Genomic DNA, 16,506 nt, shown 5'->3' with positions numbered 1-16,506 from the left:
AAACCAATACTTATAAAATCCTATCTATGAGAAAATTTTCAATCGTACTATTTTTTTTAATACAATTACAATCTTCAATCGCTCAAAATGGAACAGAAGCTGTTGCCATTACTGATATGTTAAAAATTAAAACTGTTGGTAACATAACGCTTTCAAAAGATGGAAAACGAGCTGCTTTTACGGTGACTTCTATTGAAGCCGATGAAAATAATAAATTAGATTACAAATACCGCACACAGATTTTCACTACCAATACTTTAAACAATTCCGTACCTGTACAACTGACCACAAATAAAGATGGAGCGACAAGACCGGCATGGAGCCCAGACGGTAAACAAATTGCTTTTACCCGTTCTGTAGAAGACAAAACACAAATTTTTATATTATCTATGGAAGGTGGTGAACCCATGCAATTGACAAAACATAAATACGGCGCATCCAATCCAAAGTGGTCGCCAGACGGTAAAAGAATACTTTTTTCATCAAGCATCCCGTTACGAGAATTACTTCAGGATTCTACTTTAAATAAATCGAACGCAATTCCTACTTGGAAAATGGAAAAGCCCGGTTTTGACAAAAATGAACATTTACTAACGAACAAAGAGAAACCAAATCCTAACGGAAGTTTATCTGAAATAAGAGCTTATTTAGATAAAAACGCAATAGACAAAAAAGCAATTGTCTTGAATAAATTAAACTTCCAAAGTGAATCGAATGTCTCTTCAGAAATGAATTTCAATCACTTTTTTGAAATAAATGTCGCCAAAGATGCTGAACCGCGTTTGCTCACTAAAGGATTTTATAGTTTTAACAATGCAGACTACACGCCAAACGGAAAACAAATAATTGTATCAGGAGATGTAGACACTGAAGAAAATCAAGACCGATCATTAGAAGGTGAGATTTTTATAATGGATACTAATGGCGAGAATTTTAAAATGCTATTAGGGGAAAACGGAAAAAGATACAATGGCGCCACAATATCGCCTTCAGGGAAATGGCTGGCTTTCTTGTCCGGCAATACTTCTTTTATTAGTGTTCCTTCAGTATCAATAATGCCATTGAACGGCACAGAGAAAGATATTGTAACAATCCCTTTTGATCGTAATAAGACAAATTTTATCTGGAGTAAAGATGATAAATACCTGTACTTTACTTCTCAAATGAACGGTGGTAATGTTTTGCACAGAATTAACCGATTAACAAAAAAAATAGAGGCTTTGTCAAGCGTTGATACTGGTATTTCAAGTTTCGACATTGTAAATAATACGATTGTATTTGCAAAAACTCAAGTATCAAATCCTTCCGAATTATATTTTGCTGATTCTAATCTAAAAAATGAAAAAAAAGTAAGTAATTTTAATGATTGGGTTATCAATAAAAAACTATCCTTTCCTGAAAAGAAAACATTCATTAACGATTTAGGAATGACTGTAGAATATTGGATTATGAAACCCTCCAACTACACGCAAGGAGAAAAATATCCATTATTGTTAGAAATTCATGGGGGTCCATCAGCAATGTGGGGTCCCGGCGAAGAAAGTATGTGGCATGAGTACCAATATTTTTGCAGTAAAGGATATGGCGTTGTTTATAGTAATCCACGAGGTTCTGGCGGATATGGATTGGATTTTTTAAGAGGCAATATCAACGATTGGGGCAAAGGTCCGGCTAGTGATGTACTGACAGCATTAGATAAAACCGTTGAAGAAGGCTGGGCAGACAACTCCAAGTTACTCATTACGGGAGGTTCGTATGCAGGTTACCTGACAGCTTGGATTATAAGTCATGATAACCGTTTCAAAGCGGCTTGCGCCCAACGCGGTGTCTATGATCTTACAACCTTTTTTGGAGAAGGAAATGCATGGAGATTAGTTCCAAATTATTTTGGAGGGTATCCATGGGAACCAAAAGTGAAGGAAATTCTAACTCGTGAATCACCAATAAGCTATGTTCAAAATATCACAACGCCTTTCATTATTTTTCATGGTGGCAACGACCGTCGTACCGGTTTTATTCAGGCAGAAATGATGTTTCGCAGTTTAAAAGTATTGAATCGTCCAGTAGAATTTGTAGTACATCCCGGTGCAACTCATGAAATTACCAGAAATGGTGACAACCGCCAACGAATGGATCAAATGCTGCGAACGTATGAGTTTTTTGAAAGATCGATTGAAAAAAAATAAAGCAACTGAAGTTTATACATTCTTATACTGGAATTTAAATCCTAAAAATATAAAGCCCTATACATTGTAAAATGACAGGGCTTTTTTGTAAAAATCAAGTCTTATTTTTTATTATTAGCCGCTGCCAAAACATATATAATTTTGGAATTTTCATAATTAAAAAACCTGCTGCCTTCAAAATAAGTTGTTTTGACTATCTTTAAAAAACTTTAAAATAAAATCATGGAAACACAATCCTATAAAAATCATATTCGGTATTACCCACCCCATCATTTTGTTTATTATCCCATAATAATGACATTTCTAGCATTCAGCATATATTTTAGTTGCACCACCGAAGATTCATTAATTTGGTCATTTATAAGTGGAATTTTCGTTGTTCTGTTTTGTCTGGCTTTCATGCTACGCCAACATTATGCCTTGACTTTGCAAAACCGAATCGTGCGTCTGGAACTTCGATACCGCTATTTTTCAATTACAGGAAAAAGATTGGAGGATTTTGAGCATCGATTAAATGACGACCAATTATTTGCGTTACGTTTTGCCCCAGACGATGAATTTCCTGAGCTTACGCAAAAAGCGATGAATGAAAATCTTTCGGGAAAGGAAATTAAAAAAGTGATTCAGCACTGGAAAGGCGACTACGAAAGAGTTTAAATTCCAAAATAATACTCCAATTTATCCAATATAACGATTCAGAATTTTGTTTCTTTGTTCCGAAAAACAGCACTAAAAGCTGAATTTAAAACCCATAAATGGCAGAATATTTTCTAGATATTGAGTATAATGATATCACGTACCAAGAGGAAGAAGTCAATTTCAAAGAATTTGAGTGCTGTACGTTTACCAATTGTAATTTCTCCCAATGTGCTTTTGTAGCGGTTACTTTCATTGACTGCATCTTCAATGATTGTAATTTCAGTAACGCCAAAATAAATTATGTAGCCTTTAGAACTGTGACTTTCAACCGATGTGAAATCAAAGATGTTAATTTTGCTATGTGCGATAAATTAATTTTCGAAATTACTTTTAATAATTGCATTTTGGATTTCTCCAAATTTTATACTCTAAAGATAAAAGGGACTTCATTTACCAATTGTAGTATTATTGCAGTTGATTTTATGAGCACAGATTTAACCGAAGTTATTTTTGACAATTGCGATTTATACCGTTCAGAATTTGCGAAAGCAATTGCTAACAAGGCTGATTTCAAAACAAGCTATAACTATACGATTGATCCAAAAACAACAAAGTTAAAAAAAGCAGTCTTTGCTTTAGAAGGAATAAAAGGATTGCTTTATAAACATGAAATTATAGTGCAATAATAGTAATTTACTACTTAGAATAGTAGTTTTTTGAGTGCCTGAATTAAGTTCAACAGTTATGCAGACTGCTTGGAAAATGTATGGAAATATAGGTTTTAAAAGATCCGAAGATTTAGATTTCACGCAATTTTGGATTCAGATTGCTTTAACCAAAGGAATTAAAGCTTCTTTTCCATTTTATAATCTTCCATTTTGTAGCCATGTTCCAATAGAATCTCTTCTTCTGAAACCACTTCAAATCCTATTTTTTTATAAAACGAAATGGCTTTATTGAATTTATTTACATTCAATGAAACTACAACCGATTGATTTTCCTTAGCTAAGTTTTCTACAGCATTAATCAGTAGCTTCCCCGCTCCTTTTCCTTGCGCCTCAGGCAACATATAGATTTTGTGAAGGCGAGTGCATTTTTCGTTTAAATAATTGTGTTCATACGAAGCAAAACCAAGACATACTTCTCCCTCATTTACCAAGAGAAAACGATGTCCTTTTTCGTTTAAATTTTTAAGTAAGGTATTCTCTGAATAGAACAAATCGAGCATATAATCAATTTGTTCTTTCGATAAAATAGAACCGTAAGCGATTGGCCAGGATTTATAGGCAATTTCTCGGATAGTTTTAAAGTCGTGTATGGAGGCGTCAGCTAGTAGTAACATTGTGATTTATTATTGAAATTAAAGCAAATCTCCTTTTGGAATAAAAATATAAAATTTAGCACCTACACCCGGTTTTGCTTTTACTTTTATAAATCCTTTGTGATTATCTACAATTCTACTGCAAATAGCCAGACCAAGTCCAGTTCCAGAATATTTAGGATCTGTTTCCAATCGCTTGAACAATAGGAATATTTTATCTGAATACTCTTGTTTGAAACCAATTCCGTTATCAGAAATGACAATTTTATGGTAATCTTTTTTATTGGCGATTTTATAATCAAGCATTTCTTTTTCTGTAATTTTTTTAGAAGCAATACTGATTTCTGGAGCAATATTTTCTTTACTGTATTTAAGGGAATTTGAAATTAAATTTATAAAAAGCTGCTTCACCTGAAAAGGTATCGCTTTAATTGTAGGCAAATTTCCAATTGTGATAATGGCTTTTTTATCTTCAATATTAGAAGATAAATCTTGAAGTATTTCTTCTATAATTTTATTGACATCCGTTTTTACAAAAACCTTATCCCCTTTTATTGTTCTGGAATAATTCACTAAATCAATTAATAAGGTCTGCATTCTATTTGCTGTTACACGAATTTTTGAGAAATATTCTTTCCCTTGAGAGGTAAGCAAGTCCGATTCCTTTCCTTCTAATCTGGAGATAAACATTTGAATCTTGCGAAGTGGCTCCTGCAAATCATGACTTACAATATTGTTAAAAGCCTCGAGTTCTGTATTTATATATTTAAGTTCTTTATTATTATTTTCCAGTTCGAGTGTTTTGTTGTACTGGCTTGTAATATCATAATTAACGCCTATTTTGATCAAATCTCCATTACCGTTTTTAGTAAAACTACCAACGCCCATGATATATTTTATATCACCACTTGGTGTCAGAAATCTAAATATCATTGAAGTAGATTGATGGTTAACCAAAGAATCTGTATGCACTTTAGTCACATATTCTAAATCATCCGGATGGATATATTTAATTGAATTTTCTATATTCGGTTCGAATGCATTGGGTTCAACTCCCATCAATCGAAATAAATTATCTGAAAAAGTATAGGTATTACTTTCTAAATTAACCATCCAATGCCCGAAACTGGCTGTCATTTCAGCAGAATTATAGGACTCATTCAACAGTTTTAATTGATCATTCGCCTTTTTGAGTTCATCAATATCAACATTCATTTTTTGGAACGAAAGCAATAATATCATTAGCGAAAGAATGACTAATAAAAAAGCGGTAATGATTGAATCTTGTAATTCAAACTGATGATTATTGTTTTCAAATTCCGTTTTTGCACTTTCAGAAAATATAATTTTGGTGACGAAGGATTTCATCATTTCAGTAACATTACTGTTCTCCAATAACATCGCATTTATCGCTACAGGACCAGAATTTTTACTTTGTGCAAGAAGTAAGGTCTTCCTGAATATTTTGAATCTAAGATCAATAAGTCTTTTTAATCGGTCTATATCATTATATCTGGCAGTGTCATTTGCAGTTAACAACCTAAGCTTTGTAATGCTTTCTTCAATTTTACCCCTGCTCAAAAAACGATCTTGTATATAAGCAGCATCTTTTGTGATAATATAACTTCGCAGGCTCGTTTCGTAATTACTCATTACGGATAACAGTTTTTCTAATTCGAGTTGCGTTTCATTTGAATTTGCAATTAATTCAACCGTTGAATCAAGCTTTTTCATTTGGGAATAAAACATCGAGGCTATATAACAAACAACAACAATTGCAATAGCTAAAGCTATTTTAAACACTTGTGAGTTTTTATATAGTCCAAGAATTTTCATTTATTCCTTATTATATGCTAAAGAAAAAAGTCTCGATATTTAAACCTGAGGTATGAAATTGCCAATTCATATTTACAACCTCCTTGATTACTTTTTTAAGTTTAGAAAAGTCATTGGGTTTTTTAATGTAGATATTTGCACCTTCAATAAAAGTATCTTCAATATCTTTTTCTGATGAAGAGGTAGAATATATGGCAATCGAAACATCTCTAAAACGAGTGTTTGATCTAATTTCTTTCAGACAGTCAATTCCTGTTTTTCCTGGCATATTCAAATCGAGAAATAAAACATGAGGCAACTTAATTTCAGGATGCACTAAATAATCCATTAGATCATTACCATCTTTAAATAGAGTCAACTTATTATTCATTTTAAGCTCTTGTATAGCTTCACTAAAAAAAGTGCGATCATCTTCGTCATCGTCAGCTAAAAGAATATGCATTGAATCTTGGTGTGTAATCATAAAATATAGGGTATATTTTTAATTTTTATTTAATCATTATTAGATAACTCTCTCTTTTTACCTACTATCCTTTTAAACATTGAGGGTGTTAGTCCTGTTACTTTTTTAAATTGAGTTGATAAGTAAGCAACGCTGCTATAATTTAACTCATGAGAAATTTCGGTTAACGTGAGTTTCTCTTCAATTATAAGTTTTTTGGCTCTTTCAATCTTTTGAATAATAATAAAATTCTCAATAGATGTAAATGTATATTCCGAAAAAACATTAGTAATGTAACCGTATCTAAAATTCAGTTTATCCGATAAATATTGAGAGATCGTTATGTTTGGAAATTTCTCTTTTTCATAGACAATCTCAATTATAGCGTCTTTAATTTTTTGGATTAATTGTCCTTTTGGATTATCAATAATCTGAATACCATACTTTGTTAAACCAACTTGAAGTTCTGCCAAAACATCTTCAGAAACACTATCTCCAATTTCAATTTGTCCTAAATCCAACAGCTGATATTTAATATCGAATTTTTCTAATTGATCTTGCAATATTGCCTTACAAGCAACATTTCCATCATAATTAAAATTGAGTTTCATATCAATAAACAAGTGTTAAGGTTAAAATTAAATCATAAATGTAAATCAAAAAATATTAATCTGGTAACAAATAATTTATTTTAAATACAAAACATTGTCTTCTTTTAAACGCAATAAATATAAATAACTGATTATTACGGTTCTTAAATCGTTCATTATTTACTAAAAATTAGAACTAAAATCGACTATAATAAAAAACTACCCATGAATTGTTTCATTTTTACCGTAATTTGTTATAATATTTTCTTCAAATTCGAGCCATTCTCTCCAACGCTTTTCAACGTCAATTCCTACTCCGTATTTTCTTGCATAAGTAATAAAAGTAGTATAATGTCCCGCTTCACTCTCCATCAAATCCCTGTAAAAAACAGATAATTCTTCATCTTGAATGTTTTCCGAAAGTACTTTGAAACGCTCACAACTTCTGGCTTCTATCATTGCTGAAAACAATAACCGTTCCACTAAACTGGAAACTCTGCTTCCATCGCTGCTTTTTTTCATGTACAAATACAATTCGTTCACATATTCATCTTTGCGTTCACGCCCCAATTTCAAGCCACGCTTAATAATGATATTGTGAACTTGCTCAAAATGATCGATTTCTTCTTTGGCCAAAGCCAATAAATCCTTCACTAAATCTTGATGCTCTGAATTGTTTGTAATAATGGTAATTGCATTTGTAGCTGCTTTTTGTTCGCACCAAGCGTGATCTGTCAAGATTTCCTCAATGTTCTTTTCTACAATATTGACCCATCTTGGATCCGTTGGTAATTTTAATCTTAGTACAGACATTTATACAATTTGTTTAAAGTTTAAAGTTACATTAAAATAAAAAAAGTTTAAAGTTTAAAAAATTGCGATCACTTTCCGTAAACACAAAACCTTAAACCTTAAACTTTAAACTTTTTTGAACTTTTTAGTATACGAAAATAGCTCTTTCGCTCATCATTTCGTTTACTTCATTAGCTACAGCCTCGATAACATCTTCGTTAGTGTGGTCTACCAATACTCTGTCAATAAGAGCAACAATAGTTTCCATATCTTCTTCAACTAGACCACGAGTGGTAATAGCAGCAGTTCCTACACGAATACCTGAAGTTACAAATGGTGATTTATCATCAAATGGAACCATGTTTTTATTTACGGTAATTTCTGCTTTTACCAATGCATTTTCAGCATCTTTTCCAGAAATATTCTTGTTTCTTAAATCAATCAACATCATGTGATTATCTGTTCCGCCAGAAATGATTTCATATCCTCTTTTTACAAAAGCATCCGCCATAGCGTTAGCATTTTTTTGTAATTGTAAAGCATATGTAAAAAATTCATCTTTCAAAGCTTCACCAAAAGCTACTGCTTTTGCAGCAATAATGTGCATTAACGGACCACCTTGATTTCCAGGGAAAACAGCCAAGTCTAATAAAGAAGACATCATTCTGATTTCTCCTTTTGGAGTAGTTAAACCAAATGGATTTTCGAAATCTTTACCCATCATAATCAAACCACCACGAGGACCACGTAACGTTTTGTGCGTTGTAGTAGTTACAATATGGCAATGAGGCAATGGATCATTCATCAATCCTTTTGCAATAAGTCCGGCAGGATGAGAAATATCTGCTAATAAAATAGCGCCAACACTGTCAGCAATAACTCTGAAACGCTCAAAATCCATATCACGAGAATAAGCCGAAGCTCCTGCGATAATTAATTTTGGTTGTTCTCTAGTCGCTATTTCTTGAATTTTATCATAATTTAATCTTCCTGTTTCCTTATCTACACCATAAAAAGAAGGCGTGTATAAACGTCCTGAAAAATTAACCGGTGAACCATGCGTTAAATGTCCTCCATGAGACAAATCAAAACCTAAAATTTTATCTCCTGGTTTGATACATGCGTGGTAAACCGCTGTATTAGCTTGTGAACCGGAGTGTGGCTGTACATTTGCATATTCAGCTCCAAATAATTCTTTGGCTCTGTCAATAGCAATTTGTTCAACAACATCAACTACTTCACAACCGCCGTAGTATCTTTTGCCGGGATATCCTTCAGCATATTTGTTAGTTAAAACAGAACCAGCTGCTTCCATTACTTCGTCACTTACGAAGTTTTCCGATGCAATAAGTTCTAATCCGTGAATTTGTCTTTCTTGTTCTTCTAGAATAAGGTCAAAAATTTGTTCGTCGCGTTGCATTTTTTTGATTTTCGTTAATTTGATGCAAAAATACAAAAAAACGTTTGGTTAATAGTTAGATTATAATATATTTGATGAGTAATTTTTTAACAAAATAATTAACAAAATATGCCAATAACAGCTAACGATACCAATAGAAAATCATGGCTTGAAGTACCTGTCAACAGTGATTTCCCTATTCAAAATATTCCTTTTGGAGTTTTTCTTACCAAAGAAAACATTGTAACCGTAGGAACAAGAATTGGTGATTTTGCAATCGATTTGGGAGCTTTACAACAATTAAATTATTTTGAAGGCATTGAACTGACCGATGACATGTTCATGCAGGATACTTTGAATGATTTTATTTCTGACGGTCAAAAAACATGGCGTTTGGTTCGAAACCGAATTGCTGAACTTTTTGATGTGACAAATTCGAAACTACAAGATAATATTAAAGACAGAGATATTATAATTTTCAAAATGGAAGATGTTGAAATGCAATTACCGGTACTCATTGGTGATTACACTGACTTCTATTCCAGTAAAGAGCACGCAACTAATGTAGGAAAAATGTTCCGTGACCCTGAAAATGCATTGTTACCAAACTGGCTTCATATCCCTGTGGGGTATCACGGCAGAAGTTCTACCATCGTTCCATCAGGAATTCCGGTTCACAGACCAATGGGACAAACGTTACCAAACGGAGAAACCACGCCAGTTTTTGGACCTTCACGTTCAGTCGATTTTGAACTTGAAACTGCTTTTATTACTACGGATGTAAATATAATGGGAGAAAACATTGCTGTAACTGAAGCTGAAGATTATATTTTCGGGATGGTTTTATTGAATGACTGGAGTGCCCGCGACATTCAAAAATGGGAATATGTACCATTAGGACCATTCTTGGCAAAAAACTTTGCAACTTCAATTTCGCCTTGGATAGTTACTATGGATGCTTTGGAACCTTTTAGAACCAAAGGACCAAAACAAGAACCTACTCCGCTTCCTTATTTGCAACAAAAAGGAAAACATTCTTTTGACATCAATTTAGAGGTGGCAATTCAGCCTGAAAATGCAAAACCAACAATAGTTTCGCACTCTAATTTTAAATATTTATACTGGTCAATGTGCCAACAATTAGCACATCATACTTCTAATGGATGTCGTGTAAATTCTGGTGATATGATGGGATCAGGAACTATTTCCGGTCCAACTGAAGATAGCTTTGGTTCCATGTTAGAATTAACTTGGGGCGGAAAAAATCCAATAAAAATGGGCGACGGAACAGAGCGTAAATTTATCAATGACAATGACACCGTAATCATGAAAGGTTTTTGCCAAAATGGTCAGGTCCGAATTGGTTTTGGTGAAGTTTCCAGCAAATTACTGCCTCCTTTTGTGAGACAATAAAAAATTAGAAATACACTTTTTAAAACCTAACATTTATTCTATTTTTGTTAGGTTTTTTTATGGCATTATTTTTGGATTTTAAAATTCAAAACCCGTATAACTGCTTAAAAAACAGTAGAAACAATTTCGAAAAATCATTTACTTAACTGTAAGCTTATGAAAAAAATTACTCTTTTATTATCCCTGTTTCTCCTTGTTTCCTCTTGTGGCGTGAAACAAACCCAAAATTTATTAAGCTCTGGAAATTACGATCAAGCAATTGATAATGCCGTTTCAAATTTGCGAACCAATAAAGATAAAAAAGGCAAACAAGATTATGTTTACTTGCTGGAAGAGGCTTTCGCCAAAGCAAAAGAACGCGATTTAAATTCTATAAATTTGTTAGCAAAAGATGCTAATCCTGCTCAATTGGAAAAAATGTACAACACGTATTTACAATTGAATTCCCGTCAGGAAAAAATCAAACCGTTACTTCCTTTGAAACTACTTAAAGAAGGACGAAATGCAATTTTTCCATTTGATAATTATAACGACCAAATCATTGACAGCAAAAATGCCTTATCAGCGTATTTGTATGCTAATGCAAAAAAATTAATGGGAACTTCAGACAAAATGAATTACCGAAAAGCCTATGATGATATGGAATATTTAAACCAAATAACTCCAAATTATAAAAACGTTTTACAACTCATGGATGAAGCTAAATTTAAAGGTTCTGATTATGTTTCGGTTTACACCAAAAACGAAACGAATATGATTATCCCGGTTCGTCTTCAAAATGACTTATTGGATTTTAGCACCTATGGATTGAACGACAAATGGACTGTCTACCACAGCAACAAACAAAAAGGAATTGATTATGATTACGGAATGGTAATTAACTTTAGACATATTTATATTTCGCCTGAGCAAATAAAAGAAAGAGAGTTTGTAAAAGACCGCATCATAAAAGATGGTGTAAAAAAACTGATTGACGCCAACGGAAAAGAAGTTTTGGACGAAAAAGGCAAAGTGGTGATGGTGGATAATATGAGAAATGCAACTGTACGCATTTATGAATTCAGACAGTTTAAATCCTGTCAAATTACTGCCAAAGTAGATTACATCAACTTTAAAAGCAATCAATTATTACAATCTTTCCCAATAGCCAGTGAGTTTATTTTCGAAAATATTTATGCAACATATAAAGGAGATCGACGCGCTTCTGACGATAATTATTACTCTTATTTTGACAAAAGAGCGGTAGCTTTTCCTAGCAATGAACAAATGGTTTATGATACCGGAGAAGATTTAAAAGCCAAAATAAAAGATGTAATCAGCAGAAACAGGTTTAGAAACTAATATTTTAAATTTATACCATTACATAAAACTCCTTGATAATTAAGCCTATCAAGGGGTTTTTCAATTTAAAAAATCAACAATACATTAAAATTTTGTTACAAAACACAAAATTAGTGTTGTATTTTAAAAATATGTGTACTTTTGCATCAATGAATAAAACAAGTTTACATATAACTTCTTTGTCACGGACAAACAGACCTACTACTTCTCCCGAAGTACGGATACTATCCCTATAGTACCCAAAAGCTGTTTCGTATCTTTATTCATTTTTCATTTTTTCCGTTTTGAAATTACCGCTATTTTCCATTGGATTAATATATCCAAAAATCAATACTTATTTATCACTATCGTATTGTAGTTCAATTTATTGCACAACAATCGACTGTTTTAGTATTATATTTGAATTTGGCGAAAATGCATTTCAAAAACAAATACACAAATCGTTTTTTAACTCAAAATAATCGCTTGAAATGAAAATTTCTATCATTGTAACTCAGGAAGAACATTATAAGTATTCGCAAGAAATATGCGATACTATTGAATCGTCCGCCTTATTGAGAGGTACTGGGATTGCAAAAAGAACTCCTGAATACATCCAAAAAAAGATGGAAAGTAAAGATGCCGTTATCGCATTAGATAATGGGAAATTTGCCGGTTTTTGCTATATCGAAAGTTGGCAACACGGAAAATTTGTAGCACATTCCGGATTGATTGTACATCCTGATTACAGAAATTTAGGTTTAGCAAAAAAAATCAAATCATTTGTTTTTGACTATTCATTAGAGAAATATCCAGACGCTAAGGTTTTTGGAATCACTACTGGTTTAGCGGTAATGAAAATAAATTCCGATTTGGGGTACAAACCTGTTCCTTTTTCAGAATTGACCAGCGATCCAAGTTTTTGGAAAGGGTGCCAAACGTGCACCAATTATGAAATCCTAAAAAGCAAAGACAATAAAATGTGTTTGTGTACCGGAATGCTTTATGACCCAAAAGAAAAGCCTAAAGATCCGCCTAAACACCCATTTAATGTCAGAGTATTAAACAGATTAAAATCAATTAAAGAAGCCTTGTTCTTAAAAAAATAATATCATGAAAAAAGTTGTATTAGCTTATAGTGGAGGATTAGATACCTCATATTGCCTGAAATATTTAAAAACCGAAAAAGGATATGAAGTTCATACCGTTCTTATAAATACAGGAGGATTTGACGAAGCTGAACTAGCCGCTATTGAAGAAAGAGCCTACGAATTAGGAAGTGCGCAACATGCAAATCTTACCATTGTAGATAAATATTATGATAAAGCCATTAAATATTTGATTTATGGAAATGTATTAAAAAACAATACGTATCCATTATCCGTAAGTGCAGAACGTGTTTTTCAAGCTATCGAAGCGATTAAATATGCAAAATCTGTTGGCGCTGAAGCAATCGCCCACGGGAGTACTGGTGCAGGAAATGACCAAATTCGTTTTGATTTAATTTTCCAAACCATTGCTCCCGAAATTGAAATCATCACTCCTATCAGAGATTTAAAATTATCAAGACAAGAAGAAGTTGATTATTTATCTAAAAATGGAGTTCATTATTCTTGGGAAAAAGCACAATATTCCATTAATAAAGGATTGTGGGGAACAAGCGTAGGTGGTAAAGAAACATTGACATCAAATCAAACTTTACCAAGTGAAGCATATCCTTCTCAATTGCAAAAAACTGGAGAAGAGAAAGTGACACTACAATTTGAAAAAGGACAATTAGTAGGCATCAACGGAACTTTGGACACACCAACAAAAAATATCGTTGCACTTGAAAAATTAGCCAGCGCGTATGCAATTGGTAGAGATATTCATGTGGGCGATACCATCATCGGAATTAAAGGAAGAGTAGGTTTTGAAGCCGCCGCACCTTTAATCATCATCAAAGCGCACCATTTATTAGAGAAACACACGCTGGGTAAATGGCAACAATACTGGAAAGAACAACTGGGGAACTGGTACGGAATGTTGTTTCATGAAGGACAATTCTTAGACCCTGTAATGAGAAACATCGAGGCTTTCCTAGAAGACACTCAAACAACTGTAAACGGAACCGTTATCATTTCTCTAAAACCATATCACTTTACATTGGACGGAATTGAATCTGAAAATGATTTAATGAATACCGGTTTTGGACAATATGGAGAAATGAACAACGCTTGGACATCTGACGATGCTAAAGGATTTATCAAAATTCTGGGGAATGCCCAAAACATATTTTCATCTGTAAATAAACTGACACATGATTAATATTGGAATAATTGGCGGTTCGGGTTACACTGCGGGGGAACTCATCAGAATATTGATGTTTCATCCCAATGCTACACTTGATTTTGTTTACAGTACGACAAACGCTGGAAAACCACTTTCAGTGGCGCATCATGATTTGATGGGCGATATCGAAATGAATTTTACCGATACTGTAAATCCAAATGTGAATGTTGTTTTCTTGTGTTTAGGTCATGGTAAATCAAAATCGTTTTTAGAGCAAAATCAATTTGCGAGTCATACCAAAATAATCGATTTAGGAAATGATTTCAGATTGACAAAAGACAAAGAGTTTGACAATAAAACTTTCGTTTACGGCTTGCCTGAATTGAATAAAGCGGTTATCAAAAACGCACAATTTATCGCTAATCCTGGTTGTTTTGCGACAGCGATTCAATTAGCATTATTGCCATTGGCCAAAAACGAAATGCTTACTACTGACGTTCATATCAATGCCACAACAGGAAGCACAGGAGCTGGAGTTACACCTTCGGAGACGACTCATTTTAGCTGGAGATCGAACAATATGTCGCATTACAAAGCTTTTGAACACCAACATTTGGGCGAAATAAACCAAAGTGTCAACCAATTGCAAGCGGATTATGCAAACGAATTGATTTTTGTACCCAACAGAGGTGATTTTGCTAGAGGGATTTTCGCTACATTATACACAACAATCGAAGAAAACTTGGAAGATGTAGTAGCTAAATATGAGGCTTTTTACAAAGACCAGCCTTTCGTAACGGTTACGACCACCGGAATCAACATGAAACAAGTGGTTCAAACGAATAAATGCATCATCAGTTTAATGAAAAAAGGAAACCGGCTATTGATTACTTCAGTAATTGATAATTTAACAAAAGGAGCCTCAGGACAAGCCATACAAAACATGAATTTGATGTTTGGATTGGATGAAACCACAGGATTACATTTGAAACCAAGCGGGTTTTAGATCTTTATTTGGTTAATCGTTAATTCGGTTAATCGATTAAACAAACAACCCATTAACCGATTAAACTTTAAAAAAATGAACTTATTTGACGTTTACCCATTATACAACATCACTCCTGTAAAAGCACTGGATTGTACTATTACAGATGAAAAAGGAGTAGAATATTTAGATTTATATGGTGGTCATGGAGTAATTTCCATTGGACACACCCAACCGGATTATGTAGCCAAACTAAAAAATCAATTGGATAATATTGGTTTTTATTCGAATGCGATTCAGAATCCATTACAAGTAGAATTAGCAGAAAAATTAGGGAAACTATCCGGATTGGAAGACTATACTTTATTCTTATGCAGTTCTGGAGCAGAAGCCAATGAAAATGCCTTGAAATTAGCCTCTTTTCACAACAATAAATCTCGTGTAATTGCTTTTGATAATTCCTTTCACGGAAGAACTTCGGCGGCAGTTGCGGTTACAGATAACAAAAAAATTGTTGCGCCAATCAATGCACAACAAATCGTTACTTTTTTACCATTGAATAATATCGAGTTGGTAGAAAACGAATTAAAAAAAGGAGATGTTTCTTCTGTTATTATCGAAGGAATTCAAGGAGTTGGCGGTTTAGACCAAGGTACAACTGAATTTTTTCAGGCATTAGAAAAACTATGTGAGGCTTACGATGTCGTTTTGATTTTGGATGAAGTGCAATCAGGATACGGAAGAAGCGGAAAGTTTTTTGCACACCAACACCATAACATCAAAGCAGATATTATTTGTCTGGCGAAAGGAATGGGTAACGGGTTTCCTATTGGCGGAATCTTGATTTCTCCAAAATTCACAGCAAGTTACGGATTATTGGGAACTACTTTTGGTGGAAACCATTTGGCTTGTGCTGCTGGAATAGCAGTTTTGGATGTGATTGAAAGCCAAAAATTAATGGGTAACGTAAATGAGGTTTATGCCTATTTTTTAGAAGCAATCAAACAAGTTCCTGAAGTGATCCAAGTAAAAGGAAGAGGATTAATGCTAGGTGTAGAATTTGATTTTGACGTAAGTACACTTCGTAAAAAAATGATTATTGACAAACATATTTTTACCGGAAATGCAAATAATAAAAACTTATTAAGAATTCTTCCACCATTGACAATCAATAAGGAAGCAATCGATACCTTTATTATAGCTTTAAAAGAAACATTGGCTGAATTGAAATAATATGCTCAGCAAAATCAGACTTTGAGGAGCGTGCAAATTAATTTTACAATAAGTACAAAATGAAAAATAATATTAAATT

Annotated in this window: 15 protein-coding genes; 9 read left to right on the top strand and 6 right to left on the bottom strand. The window is 33.3% G+C overall.

The features are described 5' to 3' along the window. The first annotated feature begins 26 nt into the window (after nt 1–26). From QLS31_RS03340 to QLS31_RS03330, 3 genes are all read left to right on the top strand, one after another. Nucleotides 27–2,186 carry a S9 family peptidase gene (locus tag QLS31_RS03340; protein ID WP_282742589.1) on the top strand — a complete coding sequence of 720 codons (2,160 nt, stop codon included), beginning with the start codon at nt 27–29 and terminating at the stop codon, nt 2,184–2,186. A gap of 222 nt (nt 2,187–2,408) precedes the next feature. Continuing rightward, entirely contained in the window at nt 2,409–2,843 is a 435-nt protein-coding gene (locus tag QLS31_RS03335) for a DUF6526 family protein (RefSeq protein WP_282742588.1), read from the top strand. A gap of 98 nt (nt 2,844–2,941) precedes the next feature. Continuing rightward, on the top strand, nt 2,942–3,511 hold the full coding sequence (locus QLS31_RS03330; RefSeq protein WP_282742586.1) for a pentapeptide repeat-containing protein: 570 nt from the start codon (nt 2,942–2,944) through the stop codon (nt 3,509–3,511). Nucleotides 3,512–3,669: 158 nt separating this feature from the next. Here QLS31_RS03330 and QLS31_RS03325 read toward each other — a convergent pair whose 3' ends face one another. The 6 genes from QLS31_RS03325 to glyA all read right to left on the bottom strand — a co-directional run bounded on the left by QLS31_RS03325 (nt 3,670) and on the right by glyA (nt 9,226). Next, a complete protein-coding gene (locus QLS31_RS03325; protein ID WP_282742584.1) occupies nt 3,670–4,167 on the bottom strand; it encodes a GNAT family N-acetyltransferase in 498 nt (165 codons plus the stop codon). 18 nt (nt 4,168–4,185) lie between these two features. Continuing rightward, nucleotides 4,186–5,982, bottom strand: coding sequence for an ATP-binding protein (locus QLS31_RS03320; RefSeq protein WP_282742583.1), 1,797 nt, complete (start codon nt 5,980–5,982; stop codon nt 4,186–4,188). Nucleotides 5,983–5,992: 10 nt separating this feature from the next. Beyond that, complete coding sequence (locus QLS31_RS03315; protein WP_282712628.1) at nt 5,993–6,445, bottom strand: response regulator; 453 nt, start codon at nt 6,443–6,445, stop codon at nt 5,993–5,995. Between the two features lie 29 nt (nt 6,446–6,474). Beyond that, a complete protein-coding gene (locus tag QLS31_RS03310) occupies nt 6,475–7,035 on the bottom strand; it encodes an AraC family transcriptional regulator (RefSeq protein ID WP_282742581.1) in 561 nt (186 codons plus the stop codon). A 198-nt stretch (nt 7,036–7,233) separates the two neighbouring features. After that, entirely contained in the window at nt 7,234–7,827 is a 594-nt protein-coding gene (locus QLS31_RS03305; RefSeq protein ID WP_099715146.1) for a tRNA-(ms[2]io[6]A)-hydroxylase, read from the bottom strand. Between the two features lie 124 nt (nt 7,828–7,951). Beyond that, complete coding sequence (glyA, locus tag QLS31_RS03300; RefSeq protein WP_282712625.1) at nt 7,952–9,226, bottom strand: serine hydroxymethyltransferase; 1,275 nt, start codon at nt 9,224–9,226, stop codon at nt 7,952–7,954. Nucleotides 9,227–9,334: 108 nt separating this feature from the next. Here glyA and fahA point away from each other — a divergent pair, with 108 nt between their 5' ends. The 6 genes from fahA to QLS31_RS03270 all read left to right on the top strand — a co-directional run bounded on the left by fahA (nt 9,335) and on the right by QLS31_RS03270 (nt 16,427). Next, nucleotides 9,335–10,618: a fumarylacetoacetase gene (gene fahA / locus QLS31_RS03295; protein WP_282742580.1), complete on the top strand. Its 1,284-nt coding sequence runs from the start codon at nt 9,335–9,337 to the stop codon at nt 10,616–10,618. Between the two features lie 156 nt (nt 10,619–10,774). Then, nucleotides 10,775–11,959: a hypothetical protein gene (locus tag QLS31_RS03290; protein WP_282742578.1), complete on the top strand. Its 1,185-nt coding sequence runs from the start codon at nt 10,775–10,777 to the stop codon at nt 11,957–11,959. 470 nt (nt 11,960–12,429) lie between these two features. Continuing rightward, complete coding sequence (locus QLS31_RS03285) at nt 12,430–13,047, top strand: GNAT family N-acetyltransferase (protein WP_099715142.1); 618 nt, start codon at nt 12,430–12,432, stop codon at nt 13,045–13,047. 4 nt (nt 13,048–13,051) lie between these two features. Continuing rightward, a complete protein-coding gene (locus tag QLS31_RS03280) occupies nt 13,052–14,245 on the top strand; it encodes an argininosuccinate synthase domain-containing protein (protein WP_282742576.1) in 1,194 nt (397 codons plus the stop codon). Beyond that, entirely contained in the window at nt 14,238–15,215 is a 978-nt protein-coding gene (gene argC, locus QLS31_RS03275; protein WP_282742575.1) for an N-acetyl-gamma-glutamyl-phosphate reductase, read from the top strand. The genes QLS31_RS03280 and argC overlap by 8 nt, the downstream gene beginning before the upstream one ends. Nucleotides 15,216–15,290: 75 nt before the next feature. After that, a complete protein-coding gene (locus QLS31_RS03270) occupies nt 15,291–16,427 on the top strand; it encodes an aminotransferase class III-fold pyridoxal phosphate-dependent enzyme (protein WP_282742573.1) in 1,137 nt (378 codons plus the stop codon). Nucleotides 16,428–16,506: the final 79 nt, after the last annotated feature.

The organism is Flavobacterium sp. XS2P24, assembly GCF_030010285.1.
Classification (GTDB): domain Bacteria; phylum Bacteroidota; class Bacteroidia; order Flavobacteriales; family Flavobacteriaceae; genus Flavobacterium; species Flavobacterium algoritolerans.
This window is presented reverse-complemented; position numbering and strand designations above follow the sequence as displayed.